The sequence below is a fragment of the Streptomyces sp. NBC_01506 genome (assembly GCF_045040295.1).
Classification (GTDB): domain Bacteria; phylum Actinomycetota; class Actinomycetes; order Streptomycetales; family Streptomycetaceae; genus Streptomyces.
Genome location: NZ_CP109422.1, coordinates 2052674 through 2067454, shown reverse-complemented (window position 1 = coordinate 2067454; position 14781 = coordinate 2052674). Strand labels below are relative to the sequence as shown.

The 14781-nt window shown below is 72.5% G+C and carries 10 protein-coding genes; 1 reads left to right on the top strand and 9 read right to left on the bottom strand.

Translation table 11 applies throughout. From position 1 onward, the window contains the following. Positions 1–24: 24 nt before the first annotated feature. The 7 genes from OG329_RS08560 to OG329_RS08530 all read right to left on the bottom strand — a co-directional run bounded on the left by OG329_RS08560 (position 25) and on the right by OG329_RS08530 (position 11821). Positions 25–1134: a Gfo/Idh/MocA family protein gene (locus OG329_RS08560; protein WP_405793839.1), complete on the bottom strand. Its 1110-nt coding sequence runs from the start codon at positions 1132–1134 to the stop codon at positions 25–27. Next, positions 1131–2294: a DegT/DnrJ/EryC1/StrS family aminotransferase gene (locus tag OG329_RS08555; RefSeq protein WP_405793837.1), complete on the bottom strand. Its 1164-nt coding sequence runs from the start codon at positions 2292–2294 to the stop codon at positions 1131–1133. The genes OG329_RS08560 and OG329_RS08555 overlap by 4 nt, the downstream gene beginning before the upstream one ends. Positions 2295–2660: 366 nt before the next feature. After that, positions 2661–3314 (bottom strand): hypothetical protein, encoded by a 654-nt coding sequence (locus OG329_RS08550; protein WP_405793835.1) that lies wholly within the window; start codon positions 3312–3314, stop codon positions 2661–2663. A 114-nt stretch (positions 3315–3428) separates the two neighbouring features. After that, complete coding sequence (locus tag OG329_RS08545) at positions 3429–4238, bottom strand: shikimate dehydrogenase family protein (protein ID WP_405793833.1); 810 nt, start codon at positions 4236–4238, stop codon at positions 3429–3431. After that, on the bottom strand, positions 4186–5436 hold the full coding sequence (locus tag OG329_RS08540) for a 3-deoxy-7-phosphoheptulonate synthase class II (RefSeq protein ID WP_405801713.1): 1251 nt from the start codon (positions 5434–5436) through the stop codon (positions 4186–4188). Before OG329_RS08540 ends, OG329_RS08545 begins: the two co-directional genes overlap by 53 nt. Before the next feature lie 474 nt (positions 5437–5910). Beyond that, positions 5911–8727, bottom strand: coding sequence for an AAA family ATPase (locus OG329_RS08535; RefSeq protein ID WP_405793831.1), 2817 nt, complete (start codon positions 8725–8727; stop codon positions 5911–5913). Positions 8728–8956: 229 nt separating this feature from the next. After that, positions 8957–11821: a BTAD domain-containing putative transcriptional regulator gene (locus tag OG329_RS08530; RefSeq protein WP_405793829.1), complete on the bottom strand. Its 2865-nt coding sequence runs from the start codon at positions 11819–11821 to the stop codon at positions 8957–8959. Between the two features lie 368 nt (positions 11822–12189). On the opposite strand from OG329_RS08530, the gene OG329_RS08525 reads away from it, so the two are divergent. Then, on the top strand, positions 12190–13074 hold the full coding sequence (locus tag OG329_RS08525; protein ID WP_405793828.1) for an ROK family protein: 885 nt from the start codon (positions 12190–12192) through the stop codon (positions 13072–13074). 159 nt (positions 13075–13233) lie between these two features. On the opposite strand, the gene OG329_RS08520 is transcribed toward OG329_RS08525, so the two are convergent. Together OG329_RS08520 and OG329_RS08515 are read right to left on the bottom strand one after the other, a co-directional pair. Then, positions 13234–13668 (bottom strand): type II 3-dehydroquinate dehydratase, encoded by a 435-nt coding sequence (locus tag OG329_RS08520; protein WP_405793826.1) that lies wholly within the window; start codon positions 13666–13668, stop codon positions 13234–13236. Continuing rightward, positions 13661–14725: a 3-dehydroquinate synthase family protein gene (locus tag OG329_RS08515; RefSeq protein ID WP_405793825.1), complete on the bottom strand. Its 1065-nt coding sequence runs from the start codon at positions 14723–14725 to the stop codon at positions 13661–13663. The genes OG329_RS08520 and OG329_RS08515 overlap by 8 nt, the downstream gene beginning before the upstream one ends. Positions 14726–14781 lie beyond the last annotated feature (56 nt).

Sequence of the window (14781 nt, the reverse complement as noted above, 5' to 3'; positions counted from 1 at the left end):
CCTCGTGATGATCGCTGAGCGGGGTTACCGCCGGACCACGTCCGCCGTGCCCGCCCATCGCACGGACGTCGACGGGCGCGCCGAGGCGTACAGGTGCTCGATGACGTGGATGGTGCGGAGGGTTTCCTCGGCCGCCGCGCCCCGGCCGGCCGGATCGCGGAGCCGGGTGAGCAGGTCGTCGAGCTGCCGGTCGTACTCGACGCCGATGGGCTCCTCGGGGAGCGGCTGAGTGACCGCCTCCCCGTAACGCGTCACGACCAGTCGGGAGGAGCCCTCGCGCTGTGGGCTGAATCCGAAGGTGCAGCGCAGGGCCGCCTTGCCGCTCCTGCCCTCGATGACGAAGGAGGTGACGTCGAAGGGTTCGTGCGAGGCCCAGCTCGTGCGCAGCGCGACCGACACCTGGTCGTGGGTCACCAGGAAGGCGCGCGCGGTGTCCTCCACGTCCACCGCGCCGTCCCCCGTGGCGCCGTCCTGGCGCCAGCCGGCGGCGGCCTCCCCGCTCGCGACGAAGTCGGCCGAGAAGGCGCCCGCCACCTGGTCGAAGGTGGCGGGCCCCAGTAGCGGTGCCGCGACGTCGAACAGGTGCCAGCCCAGGTCCAGCAGGGCTCCTCCGCCCGCGAGTTCGCGGTGGGTGAACCAGCCACCGGCCGCGGGCACGCCGCGGGCCCGCACCCACGACGCCTCGATGTGCCGGATGGGCCCTATGTCACGTACCGCCGCGTACAGGGCCCGTACGTCGGCGCGCAGACGGGCCGCGCTGCCCGCCAGCAGCACTCCGCCGCCCGCGCGCTCCGCCTCGGCGAGACGCCGTGCCTCCGCCGAGGTGAGACAGACGGGCTTCTCCACGAAGACCGCCAGGCCATGCTTCAACAGCCCCTCGGCGACCTCCCCGTGCAGGTGGTTGGGGACGGCGACGACGGCGAGATCCAACGTCGACGGGTCGAGCTCACCGGCGGTGCCGAGCACCGCGATACCGGGATATCTGACCCGGGCCGCGCCCCGGGCCGCCGCGTTGGGGTCGATCACCGCCACCACCTCGAAGGCGGGGTGGTCGTGCAGGCGCCGGAGCCAGATCTCCCGGGCCGCCCAGCCGAGTCCCACCACGGCGACCCGGACCGGACCGGGTGCGTTCACAGCGCGGCCACGGTGTCGCTCACGATCTCGGCGATGCGGTGCATCTGGTCCTCGGTGCCGAGAAGGGTGCGGTGGTGCAGCCAGATCCCCTCGGCGTTGATGGTCTCCGAGGCGGGGCAGCGCGCGGCGATCTGCTCGACGGTCTCCGCGGGTGCGGAGTGCTCCCAGAAGGCGTCGGTGCGATAGACGGCGCGGAAGGCGGCGAACGCGGGCAGGCCCCGCCCGATCAGCTCGTCCACCAGGGCGTTACGGCCCTCCTCGGTAAGTCCCTCGACCCGGAACATCGCCATGTAGTGCGGATTGCGCTCGCACCGGTCGTCGAGACGCTGCGGCACGACGCGGGGTATCGCGTCCAGCAGACCGGACAGCAGGGGCCAGCGCTGCTCACGGGTGTCGATCTGGCTGTCCAGGCGGGCCAGTTGAGCCCGCAGCACACTCGCCGAGAACTCGTTCAGGCGGAAGTTGGAGCCCGAAGTGCGGTGCCGGTAGGTGCGGTCGGCCCGCGGGCGACCGCAACTGTGCCGCAGGAAGCCGAGTTCGTAGGACTCGGTGTCGGGGAAGAGCACCGCCCCGCCCTCACCGGCCGTCATGAGCTTGCCGTTCTGGAAGCTGAGCGCGGCGACGCTGCCCAGCTCGCCGATCCTGCTGCCCCGCCACCTGGCGCCGTGGGCGTGCGCGGCGTCCTGGATGAGCGGGACGTGGGAGTCGGCCGAGAGCTTGCCGAGCGCGTCCATGTCGGCGACCAGGCCGCCCATGTGCACCGGCATGATGGCGCGGGTGCGGTCCGTCACGGCGCGTTCGGCCGCGACCGGGTCGATGTTGTACGTGTCGAGGTCGACGTCCACGGGGATCGCGACCGCTCCGAGCCGCTGCGCCGCCTGCGAGGACGAGATGAAGGTGAAAGCGGGCACGATCACCTCGTCGCCGGCTTTCACCCCCAGCACCTCCAGGGCCAGTTCGAGGGCGTGCGTGCCGTTGGTCACCGCCAGCGCGCGGGGGGCACCGTGGAAGCGGGCGAACTCCTCCTCGAAGGTGTCGACCTCGCTTCCGCCCATCCGCCACCACTGCCCCTGCTCCAGCGCGCGGATCAGTCCGGTGCGCTCCTCGTCGCCGTACTGCGGCCACGCGGGGAAGTCGAGTCCCTCGGGGGAATCGGTCATTGTCATAACCTTTCTCCGGAAGCTTAATTACCGGAGACATTACCTGTGGCCGATTATTCCGTCATTCCCCTAAGGGGACCCCTATTACCCCCCAGTAGATGAAATCGTAAAAGGGTGCGCCGGAATCCTGGAACGCGGGGAGTGGGTCGCTTCCGGGGGCCGCGCGGTGGGTCCTTCGGCCGGGTGCGGCACGGCTGTCGGTGGGGCGTGGCACGTCGGTGGGGCGTGGCACGGTGGGGCCGTGGAATTGTCCGCGTCAGGGAACACCTAATGGGGGCATTCTTTTCGGTATTCCGGAATGTGCCGGTCGGTCCCGCGCGCCGTATTCGGTTATCGCATTCGGATATGGGACAGCCCTTGGCCCGGTCAGGGCGATACCTGGGCGCGGCGCAGCGCCAGCGCGGCGCACGCCTGCGCCTCGGGCGTGACACCGAGTATCCGGTGCACCCGCCGGGCGTGCTCGAACCACTCGAAGGGGCGCACGGGGCAGCCCTCGGCCGTGTTCCGCTCCATCAGCGTCCGCAGCGCCTGCGCGTACGTGGACCAGGCCGTCCGCGCCGCGTCACCGGTGACCGGGTCACCCGCCGCGATCCGGTCCGCCGCCGCGCCGAGTTCGGTCCGTACGGCCGGGGTGAACGGCCGGCTCCAGTACTGCCAGCACTGGAAGAGGAACGGTCCCCGCTGCCCGCCCGGCAGCAGCCCGGTCAGCACGCGCAGATGTCCGGCGGCTGTTGACGTCTGCTCGGCCCGTGCGAGCTGTCCGACGCCCGGTACCGACGCGGCCAGCTTCGCGCCGATGGCCGACAGGCGGTGCGCGGTGTCGCCGTCGGGGTGGCCGGGGCGCGCCGGGTCCAGCAGGACCCCGAGACCGGCCGAATCGGCGCGCAGCCGCCGTTCCAGGGCGTCGATGACATCGCTGTCGCCCCGCAGCAACAGCTCGGCGGTGCCCGGCACCGGGTGCGGGTCGGCCGGTAAGTCCGGTTCGCCGATCAGACGGACGGATTGCCAGTCGCTGTTCATGCCGGAGTCCTCACGTGTCGTGATGGGTGGAAGTCAGGTCGTGCCGCACACACCCGCCCGGTGGGCAGGCGCGGATGTCGTGTCGCGTGCTTCGGCCGGGCGGGTGGGCCTGGGTCAGATCACTGGTCGCAGGCCGAAGAACTCCCGGTAGGAGTCGATCTGTTGCTCCAGCATGTGAATGCCGTGGTGCACCTCGTGCCCCTGGGCCGCCGCCGCGCGGAGCAGCGCCGTCTCGTGCGGCTTCATGATGATGTCCGCGACCACGCAGGACGGTGCCAGCCGTGCCGGGGACAGCGGCAGCGGGTCCTGCGGACGCATGCCCAGCGGGGTCGCGTTGACGACGATCTCGGCATCCTCCAGGGCCTGTGGCGTGGTGGCGGCCGAGCGGCCCGGCCAGTGCCGCTCCAGTTGGGCGAGCAGCGCCGAGAGCCGGGGGGTGTCCGGGTCGTACACGGACAGCCGCTTCACTCCGGCGGTGAGCAGCCCCACCGCGATGGCACTGCCCGCGCCCCCCGCGCCGATCAGGGACACCCGCCGGCCCGCGGGCCGGTGCCCGGCCTCGCACAGTCCGCGTACGAAGCCCGAACCGTCGAAGTTGTCGGCGTGCCAGCCGCCGTCCGGTTCCCGGCGCATGGCGTTGGCGGTGCCGGTCACGGCCACCGTGGCGCTCACCGTGTCGGCCAGTGCGCGGGCGGCGGCCTTGTGCGGGACGGTGAACAGCAGGCCGTGCAGATTCTCGACGCAGCGCAGCCCCCGTACCGTGTCGGCCAGATTCTCCGGGCGGGTGTGCACCGGGACCAGTACGGCGTCCAGGCCGAGCCGGTCGAAGAGCGGATTCAGCAGGCCCGGCGCCTTCACCTGGGCGACCGGGTCACCCAGAACGGCGTACAGACGAGTCGTCCCACTGATGGGCCGCTTCGGCACGGTGATTCCTTCCCTGGCGGTGGTGACGGCGGTGGTGGCGGCGGACGAGATCGGCGGCGAACTCGGCGACCACCTGGGCCTGTTGGCCGTTCAGGCGCGGATCGCAGAGGGTGTCGTACCGGGCGACGAGCGGCGCGTCGTCCTGCGCGGACGCGCCGTCGAGGCACTCCGTGACGTCCTCGCCGGTCGCCTCCAGATGCAGCCCGCCCGGATGGGTGCCGAGCCGTTCGTGCACCTCGAAGAAGCCCTTGATCTCGTCCAGCACGTCCGCCAGCAGCCGGGTCTTGTATCCGCTCGGCGACTCACGGGTGTTGCCGTGCATGGGATCGCAGCTCCAGACCACCGGGTGCCCCGCCGCGCGTACGGCCTCCACCAGCGCGGGCAGTACCTCTCTGACGTGGCGCCGGCCCATGCGGGAGATCAGGGTGAGGCGGCCGGGTGTGCGGTCCGGGTCGAGCCGGCGCGCGTACTCCACCACCTCCCCGGGAGTCGTGCCCGGACCGACCTTCAGCCCGACCGGATTGGCCAGCAGTTCCGCGAAGCCGATGTGCGCGCCGTCGAGTTGCCGGGTGCGCTCGCCGATCCACAGGAAGTGTGCCGAACCGCTGTAGAGGGGACCCGCGCCCGAGTCGACGCCCGCCCGCAGCAGGGCCTGTTCGTAGTCCAGCAGCATCGCTTCATGGCTGGAGAAGACCTCCTCGCCGCTGCGGCCCAGGGCGCGCACATGGTTCATCGCCAGGGCCGCTTGCGCGTGCGCCAGCACCATGCGCTGAGGGTCGGCGGTCCGCGCGGCCGGGTCGGGCTCGAAGGAGTTGACGATGTCGCCCCGGTAGGCGGGCAGCCCCAGGGCGTCGGTCGGGGAGGAGCGCGGCTTCGCGTACTGACCGGCCACCCGCCCCACCGTGACGACCGGGAGCCCGCCGTGCCGCTCCAGCACCCCGGCCATCTGGAGCAGACACCGCAGCGTGGCGTTGAGATGGGACTCGGTGTTTCCCGCGAAGGTCTCCGCGCAGTCACCGGACTGGAGCAGCAGGGCTTCGCCCCGCGCCACCGAGGCCAGCCGCCCGCGCAGCCGGTCCGTCTCGGCGGCGGTCACCAGGGGAGGAGCGGTCCTGAGCACCCCCAGGGCGGTGCGCAGCGCATCCGGATCGGGCCAGACGGGCTGCTGTGCCGCGGGCCTGGCCAGCGCGTCGGACATGAGCCGGCCGGCCTCCAGTGTCCGCGGATACGGCCCGCCGGTAACCATCGGTATATGTTCCGGCATCGGGACGGTCCCTCCAGGGATGGCTGATCACGACCACTCCGCCATCCTCGCGGCCCCCGGGCACCCCGGGGTACCCCACACCGCCCCTATCCCTGCACCAGGGGGAGGAGGCGGGCGAGGTCGCGCGGAACGGCACGTACGCCGAACGGCACGTACGCGGAACGGCACGTACGCGGAACGGCACGTACGCCGAACCGCCGGGCCACCCTTACGAACCGCCCGGCCGCTTCTACGAACCGCCCGGCCACTCTCGGGTGTTCGCGCCCCTCCTGCCCGGCCCGCGGGCGGGCGGACGGCGCCGCTTCTCGACCACGGCCCGCACGGCCGTGGAGACCTGTCGGCACACCCCGGGCGGCACCGCGCGGGCCGCCGGCCAAGAGCCCCTGGCCGGTGACCCGCGCGGTGACATCAACTCGCGGCGTCATGCCGCCAGTTGAGGTCGCTCGGCAGTTCCTTGCGGTGCGTGATCTCCAACTTCCGGTAGACCCGCGTCAGATGCTGCTCCACCGTGCTCGCCGTGATGTACAGCTTGGTCGCGATCTCCCGGTTGGTGTAGCCCATCGCGGCGAGTGCCGCGACCCGGCGCTCGCTGCCGGTGAGCACCGCCAGCTTCACGGCGTCCCCCGAGGCGGCGAGCGCCTCCCCCAACTCACTGCTCACCGACAGCAGTTCCCGGGTGAGCGGCTCCGCCTGGCACCCCTGCGCCAGGTGCAGCGCCCTGCGGAACACCATCCGCGCCCTGCGGTTCTCGTCCAGACGGTGGTAGGCGCCGCTCAGTTTGGCCAGGGTGCGCGCCTGCTCGAACCGGTCGCCGCACTTCTCCAGCAGTTCCAGCGACTCCAGCAGCAACTGGGGCCGCCGCCCGACCGGGCCGGCCGACGCCGTCAGCCGCAGCGCCAGCGCCCGGCCGCGCGCGCTCCCGCTGCCCTGCCAGGTCAATTGGTTGCCGACCTGCTGCCGCATCTGGTCCTTGTTGCCCAGACCCAGCCACGCCTCCGCCGCTCCGGTGCGCCACTGCACCAGCCCCGCGGGGTCGAGGCCCCAGCCGCGCACCAGGTCGCCGCAGGACAGGAAGTCCGCGAGCGCCGCGTGGTAGTGCCGGGTGGCCAGATGCAACTGGCCACGCGCGTAGAGGTAGTGCACCCCGTAGGACGTCTGGAACATGGTGTCGGGAACCGGCTGCGCGAGCAGGGCCCCCGCCTCCTCGAAGCGGCCGAGACGGGCGTTGGCCAGGATGAGATTGCCCAGCGGCAGCCCGGCCGCCACGCCCCAGGCCCGGACATTCAGCTCGGTCAGCGCCTCCTGTGCGTACTGGGCCGCTCCCGGCAGGTCCCCCCTGGCCATCGCCACCTCGGAGCGCACGAAGAACATCAACGCCCGCCAGGCCAGTGTCCGTCCGCCCGCCTCCCTGCCGAGCAGCCGCTCGCACCACTCCAGCGCGGTACGGTGCCGGTCGGCCACCAGCAGGGTCCGGAACGCCATCAGGGCAGCCTCGTCGACCCAGCAGGTGTGACGGCCCAGGTGCAGATCGCGCAGGGTCTCCTTGGCCCGTACGACCGCCGCCTCGGTCTGTCCCCGGGAAAGCTGTCCCGCCATCACGGCGGCTGTCCGCAGCCACGGGTCGGCCAGCGGGGTGACGGTTCTTCCGTCGTCGGCGCGGGCCACCGGCAGGTAGTTGCGGCGGGCCAGCGGCGGCTGGGTGAACGCCAGCCACTGTTCGACGTCACGCAGTTCATCGGCGGTCGCGGGCGACTCCCCGGCCCCGGCCCGCACGATGTCCAGCAGTTGTCCGCCCTCCTGCGTCCGCCCGTGCCAGAGCAGATGCCGGATGAGGTTGAGCCCTTCCCGCAACGTCAGGTCCCCGGCCCGCAGCGTGTCGGTCAGCGCCGGCAGATGACGGCCCGCTCTCAACGGGTTGACCATCCACTCGGTGTGGGTGAGCCGGGCCCGGATCGACGCCGCCGCGTCCGGCTCGGCCGGCCCCGTCAGCGCCAGTTCCAGATATTCCGAGCCCCGCACCAAGTCCTGGGCGCGCAGCTCGTGTTCGGCGGCCTCCAGCAGGCAGGGCAGGCCCCAGGCGGGCGGCGGCGTACCGGCGCTGAGCAGATGGAACGCCACGGTGGCCGGCGCGCCGCCGCTCTCGAAGAGCAGTTCGGCGGCCCGCCGGTGCAGAGCGGCCCTGACCTCGTCCGGGATCCGTTCCACCACCGCGGCCCGCGCGGACGCCTGCCGGAACCCCCGGTCCCGCAGCAGCCCGGCCGAAGTGAGCTTGCGCCGGGCGCAGTCCACGGCCTGCGGATCGATGTCCAGCAGCCGGGCGACATCCAGCGCCGCCCCCTCGTCGCCGAGCACGGCGATGCCCCGCGCGACCTCCAGCACCACCGGATCGCGGTCCTGAAGCAGCCCCAGTACCGCGAGTTCGTAGTGGTTGGTGTCCTGCTGGGCCGCCCGGTCGTCGATCAGCGCGGACAACAGCAGGGGGTTGCCCCCGCTGGCCGCGTACAGCTCGGTGGCCAGCGGCCCCGCCGCCTCCGGGCCGAACCTGCGCGCCACCAGCTCGTACGCGCCCCCCGGGCTGAGCGGTGACACGAGGATGTGGCGCATGTGCTGCTGGCGCTGCAACTCCGCCAGGAGCGGGGCGGTGACGTCCGGGCGCTCGCCGTTGTCGGTGACCGTGACCATGATCCGGTCGGCGCTGCCGCGCCGCACCAACTGTTGCAGGAAGTCGAGCGACTGCGGGTCGGCGTGGCCGACATCGTCGACCGTGATCAGCAGCGGCCGGCCGGTCGCGATCGCCCGCAGCCGCAGGCACAGATCGTGGTAGAGCCGCTGCCTCTCCGCCCCGGCCGTCCCCCCGCCCGCCGCCTGTTCGAGCAGCCGGTCGATCGCCGCCCCGTGCGGATCAGGCAGCGGGGCGGCGTACAGTAACTGGCTGACCACTCCGAGGAACAGGCTGTCCTCGGACGGGGCGCAGGAGGCGCTGAGCACCAGGGCTCCGCGCTCCATCTGGCTGCGGGCGAAAGACTTCAGAAGAGTGGTGCGCCCGGTGGCCGGGGCCCCGCAGAGCAGGGCCACCTGTCCTTGCCCGGTCGTGCACCGTAAGGCCAAATCCTCCAGTAAAGCTATCTGGTCCTGACGTTCTATCAGTTCCACGGACCTCTTCCCCCTAGCGTCGGTCCTGCTGTGAAGCGGTGGCAGTGCGACAGACGCGTCGCAAGCTAACATCGGCCGGTGACGATCCGTCGACCGGACGGCAACCCTCCGGGGACTGCCCCGAAACCGGGACGGTGGTCCGGGCGGAAGCGTGGTGCGGCGGCCGTGCGCCCCATATGAAACCGGCCGATCCAGAAGCAGCCTGGTACAGAGGTCAGAGACGGTGTTCGTCGCGTTCAGCGGCGTGGTGCGGGTGTGTGGGCCGGGCGGTTTCGCGCCAACCTGTGCCGCGTGGAGCCGGTTACCGGAGAGTGGGCTTCCCGTTGCCGTCTGTTGTGTGCGCCTCCCCGGCGGGGGGTCGGTCCGGGGTCACCGGTGCGTCCTCGGCGGGCACCTGACGGGCAGGTTCCTCCCCGGCGGGCGCCACCTCCCCGGCCGGCGGCGGCTGCGCAGTCACCCGCGGAAGCTGGGACAGCGGCGGCGGTCCGCGATGGGTTGCCCCCTGCTCGATCAGCCAGGCGGCGGCCCGGTGGTGCCGGGCCACCCGGGACGACAGCGGGATCTGGGCGTAGGCCACCGCTCCGATCAGCGGGTGCGGGAAGGTGTACTCGGTGGCCACCGTGGCCCCCCGCCCCGGCCGCCGCCGTACCAGATCGCGCCGTTCGAGCTGCGCCAGACAGTGGTTGGCCTCGTCCGTGCCCCGCTCACCCATGGCGGCGATCACCTCCGCCGTCACCCCGATGCCGAAGACGGCCATGTCGTGCAGCACCGCCTTCTCGGCGGCGGGGAGGCTGTCCAGCCGGGCGGCGATGACGCTGTGCACCTGCTGCGGGATCGGCAGGGCCGGACCGCCCACACCGGAGAAGCGGCGCCAGGTGCTCAGGCCGGGCGCCGCGCGGTCCCAGAGCACCGGCACCCCGGACTGCAGCAGCCGGGCGTACTCCACGGCGAACCGCGGGTTGCCGCCGACGCACCGGCGCAGCTCGCTCCGGCCGATCGCGGGTATCCGGCTCTCGCCGCCGGTGACCGACGACGTACGGGGCACCCGGAGCAGCGCCTCGAACAGGCTGTCCGCGGCACCGTCGTCGAGGGGCTCAAGAGTGATGGTGGAGGACTTGGGAGTTCCCCCGCCCCAGCGCGGCCGGCGCAATCGCAGCTCGGGCCGGGTGGTGGCGACCACCAGCATCGGCGCCGCGTCGGGGCCGACCAACTCCTCGATGAAGTCGAGCAGTTGGTCGTGGGCCCGGTGCACGTCCTCGACGATCACCACGAGGGGCCGCTGCGCCGCCGCCTCCTCCAGGGTGTGCCGCAGCGCGGTCAGTGCCTGGCCCGCGTACGGTGCCCGGACCGCGTGCTCCTCAGGAGCGGCGAGCTTGGTCAGCTCGGTCAGCAGCCACTTCGACGTCGGGCGGCCCAGATTCAGCCGTTCCACCGCGAGGGCCAGTTTGTCCAGCGCGGTCGAGGGGACGTCGCCCGGCCCGATGCCGGCGAAGGACCGGACGAGTTGCCGCAGTGTCCCGTGCCCTTCCCCCACGTCGTACGAGGCCACCCGGCCGAGCACATGGCGGGGCAGCCCCGGGCAGGACGGGAGAACCCGCTCGAACTCGTCCGTCAACCGGCTTCTGCCGATGCCGGGTTCGCCGAAGACGGTCACCAGGTGACCGCGCTGGCGCAGATGTACGTCAGCCATCAGGCCGCGCAGTACGTCCAGTTCCCTGGTCCGTCCGAAGAAGGGGGCGGGCGCCGCCGGGGTGCTCTCCTCGGGACGGGCCGCGGTCACATGCCCGCCGCCGAGCTGGTCCAGGGCGGGAAAGCAGGTGAAGGCGTGACGGCTCGCCCGGAGGGTGATCTCGCAGATCCGGACGGTGCCGGGCGGCACGAAGGCGAGCGTCTGCTGGCACTGGTCGAGCACGCTGCCGGTCAGCTCGGTCAGCTCCGTCCGCCCGTCCGCGCGGTACACCGCCACCAGGGCCTGGCCCGTGGTGACCGCCGCCGCCGTGTCGAGCTGGACCGCCGTGGCGTCGAGGGAGGCCAGCGCGGCCGTACGCTCACGGATGGCCAGCGCGGCGCGTACGGCGCTCTCCGCGTCGTCCTCATGGGTGTGCGGTACGCCGAAGAGCGCCATCCGCACCGAGCCGATGGCGCCGTGGACGTAACCACCGTGGCGGCGTACTTCCTCGTGCACGATCGCGTCAACGGTGCGCAGGACATCGGCGACGCACTCGGCATCGTCCGCCGACTCGTGCAGGGGGTCCAGCTCGGCCCGCGTCATCAGGACGCTCACCAGCTTGTTCTCCTTGGACTCGACGGCGCGCGGCCCGCCGGCCCTGGACGGTCCGGTACGGGGTGCGGGCCGGTCGGCCGGCGCCCCGGCCGGGACCGCCTCCGGGCCGGCCTGCGCACCCGGCAGGAGCAGGGCCTCCTCATGGTTCAGGATCGCCTGTTCCAACTGCTGTAACTCATGGCCGGGATCCAGCCCCAGATCCTCCACGAGGCACTGACGGGTCCGCCGGTACACGGTCAGCGCGTCCGCGTGCCGCCCGCAGCGGTAGAGCGCCAGCATGAGCTGGCCGCACAGTCTCTCCCTGGTCGGTTCGGCTTCCGCCTCGGCGGCCAGTTCGCCGACGACCTGCTGGTGCAGTCCCGCGGCCAGTTCGGCCTCGACCCGCTCCTCCAGCACGCCGAGCCTGGCGCCCCGGATGACCGACAGCTCGGGCCACCGCACCCCCGACTCGGCGAGGTCGGCCAGTACCGGGCCACGCCACAGACCGAGCGCCTCGCGCAGCCGGCCGACCCCCGACTCCACTTTGCCCGCGGCCAGTTCGGCCCGGCCCAGCTCGACCAGCGCCTGGTGCCGGTACCAGTCGACACAGTCGGTCGGCACCCTCAGGACGTATCCGGGGGCGCTGGTCTCCAGGGTCACCTCGTGCTCGGTGGCCGCCGTCGCCAGTGTCCGGCGCAGGGCGGCCACCGCGTTCTGTAACACCTTGCGGGCCGTGGCCGGTGGCTGGTCGCCCCACACCGCGTTCATCAGCCGGCTGGTCGCCACCGTCTTGTTGGCGTGCAGCAGAAGGAAGCCCAGCGTCGCCCGCTGGCGGATGCCGCCCAGGGCCACGGGGCCGTCGTCGTCCAGCATCTCCAGCGGACCCAACAGGTTGAAGCGCACGGGCATATGTCTCGATCCGGCCAGTCGTGCCGCGCTGCGCTGCGGACGACGCTGATGTGAAGATCCTTACGAGCGGTCTCCGGTCGCCTGGGGAGAACGGCTGCCGGGATCTTCCGGTGGGACGGGTGCGGGTGCGGGTGCGGGGTAGCGGTTGAGGTCGCGGTTGCGGTTCGGTGCGGGTGTGGTGGTGAGTGCGGGTGCGGGTGCGGTCCGGGGATCTTCCGATGGAACGGGAGCGTGGTCAAGGGGATTCTGCCGGTCCCCGCTAAGGCCCCACTAAGGCCCCGGGCGGCCGCTCCGGTGCGGCCGGGGCGGACGGTGCTCGCGCGACGCCCAGGTGCGGGCCGACCGGGCGGTAAAGTCGTTGTGTGCCAACCTACTTGGGTATAGACGTGGGCGGGACAAAGGTCGCGATGCGCCTGGAGGGCACCGGGGCGGATCCGGCCGAAAGCACCTTCCGGTGGCCCCCGCCGGGCGATCCGAACCAGGATCTGGCCGCCCTCGGCAGCCATCTGCGCCGTCTTCTCGACGCCTGGTCCGGGCCCGTCGAGGCGGCCGGTGTCGCCGTCCCCGCCACACTCGGTCCGGCCGGACAGGTGCTCTCCTGGCCCAACCGGCCGTCCTGGACCGGGCTCGACCTCGGCGCCCGGCTGCGTGAACTGATCCCGGACACCAGGGTGTTCTGCCAGGACGACGGTGATCTCGCGGCCCTCGCGGAAGCCGCCGAAGGCGGTTACCGCGACCTGCTCTACCTCGGCGTGGGGACGGGTGTCGGCGGCGGGGTCGTCCTCGACGGGCGCCCCCAGCCGCGTCCGGGGCGTGGCTCGGCCGAGGTCGGACATGTCGTGGTGGACCGCTCGGGACCGCGCTGCGACTGCGGCCGCCGGGGCTGCGTGCAGGCCCTGGCCTCCGGCCCCGCCATGCTGCGTACCGCCGCCGAGCTGCGCGGCAGGGCGGTGGGCGCCGAAGACCTGCGCGAGGGTCTTGAACGGGCGGAACCCTGGGCCACGGAGGCCAGGGACCGCGGGTGCGCGGCGCTGGCCACGGTCGCGGTGTCGCTCGCCGAGGTGCTGCGGCCCGAGGCCGTGCTGATCGGCGGCGGCGCCGCCGCTGTGCCCGGCCTGCTGCCCACCGTCGCCGCCATGACCGCCGCGATGTCCCGCCCGGGTCACCCGGCACCGCCGGTCCGGCCGGCGGCGCTGGGCGCGTTGTCGTCGCTGCGGGGCGCGCTGCTGCTGGCCGCCGGAGCCTGAGACGTACGGCTGAGACGTACGGCTGGCACGTACGCGCCGGGCAACGACGGCCCGGTACGGGTGGCCTGACGCGGCCGGCCGTACACCGGTGCCGCGTCAGCCCCCCCCCGCGGTCGGTCCCCCTGTGGCCGGCGCCCGCCGTCAGTCCTTGACTCGCCGTCAGTCCTCGACCCGCCGCGTCAGCGCGCGTGCCGCCAGTCGGTAGCCGTACGCGCCGAGGCCCGCGATGACACCCGAGGCCAGCGGGGAGATCACCGACTCGTGCCGGAAGCTCTCCCTGGCCCAGACGTTGGACAGATGCACTTCGATCCAGGGGCGCGGATAACTGGCCAGCGCGTCCCGCAGACTCCAGCCGGCGATCATCAGGGCGCCCGGATTGATGATCGCGCCGACGGTGCCGTACGCGTCCTGGAGCGCGAGGATCAGATCCGCCTCGCTCTCGCTCTGCACGGCCGTCAGCCCCCACCCCCGTACCGCGATCTCCTCGGAGACCGCCTTCTCGATGTCCGCCAGCGTGTCCGTGCCGTAGATCTCGGGCTGACGGCGGCCCAGAGTGGACAGATTGGGGCCGTTCAGCAGCAGCACCTCAGGCATGTGCGTCTCCCTCATGAGTGATGTCGGCGGGGCTCTGCCGGGGCATGGCGGCCAGCGTGGCGGCCACCACCTCCTCCGGGACGTCCGGCACCAGCCCGACGCCCTTCCCCGAGTCGAGTACGAAGGTGAGGCCGTTCTCCGCCTTCTTGTCGCGGCGCATCAGCGAGATCAGCTCGTGCGCGGCGACGCCGGACGGCAGCGCGGTGGGCAGGCCGTAATGCCGTACCACGGTGGTGTGTTCGGCCACCCTGGCCGCGCCGATCCGGCCCAGCGCGCCCGCCAGTTGCCCGGCGAACACCGTCCCCACCGCCACGGCCTCGCCGTGCGACAGGGCGAAATCGGTGGCACGCTCCAGCGCGTGCCCCAGGGTGTGGCCGTAGTTCAGGGTGTGCCGCAGGCCCGAGTCGCGTTCGTCGCGCGACACCACGGACGCCTTGAGCCGGACGCTCGCGGCGATCTGCTCGCCGAGTTCCAGCTCGCGCAGATCTCCGGCGCCGATGAAGTGGCAGCGGGCGATCTCCCCGTACCCGCCGATGAGTTCACGCCGGGGCAGGGTGCTGAGGTAGTCGGTGTCGCACAGCACGGCGGCGGGCTGCCAGTACGTGCCGACCAGATTCTTCCCGTCGGGCAGATTCACCGCCGTCTTGCCGCCCACGCTCGCGTCGACCTGCGCGAGCAGGGTGGTCGGCAAATGCACCACGGGGGTGCCCCGGTGGTACAGCGCCGCCGCCAGCCCGGCCATGTCGGTGGTGCTGCCGCCGCCCACGGCCACCACCGCGTCGGCCCTGGTCAGGCCGAACGCGGCGAAGCGACGGCACAGCCGCTCCACCGAGGCGAGCGTCTTGTCCGGTTCGCCGTCCCTGGCCGGCTCCACCACGAAGGGCACCCCCGGATCGGGCACCCACTCGGCAGGCCGGGCCGACACCACCACCACCCGGCGTACCCCGAGCCCGGCCACAACGTCGGCCAGTGTGTGCCGCACCCCCGAGCCGATCACCACCTGGTACGAACGTTCCGCCAGCGGCACGTCGATCCGCCAGTACTGCTGTGTCGTCATCGAACACCTCCCGATGTCCGCGATCCTCCGACCGCCCCCGCCACCACGGGCACACC

Bases quoted from the DNA above. Each gene is read 5' to 3' on its own strand.
- OG329_RS08555 (WP_405793837.1), bottom strand. From the start codon at position 2,294: ATGACCGATTCCCCCGAGGGACTCGACTTCCCCGCGTGGCCGCAGTAC.
- OG329_RS08550 (WP_405793835.1), bottom strand. From the start codon at position 3,314: ATGAACAGCGACTGGCAATCCGTCCGTCTGATCGGCGAACCGGACTTA.
- OG329_RS08540 (WP_405801713.1), bottom strand. From the start codon at position 5,436: ATGTCCGACGCGCTGGCCAGGCCCGCGGCACAGCAGCCCGTCTGGCCC.
- OG329_RS08535 (WP_405793831.1), bottom strand. From the start codon at position 8,727: ATGTTAGCTTGCGACGCGTCTGTCGCACTGCCACCGCTTCACAGCAGG.
- OG329_RS08520 (WP_405793826.1), bottom strand. From the start codon at position 13,668: ATGCCTGAGGTGCTGCTGCTGAACGGCCCCAATCTGTCCACTCTGGGC.
- OG329_RS08515 (WP_405793825.1), bottom strand. From the start codon at position 14,725: ATGACGACACAGCAGTACTGGCGGATCGACGTGCCGCTGGCGGAACGT.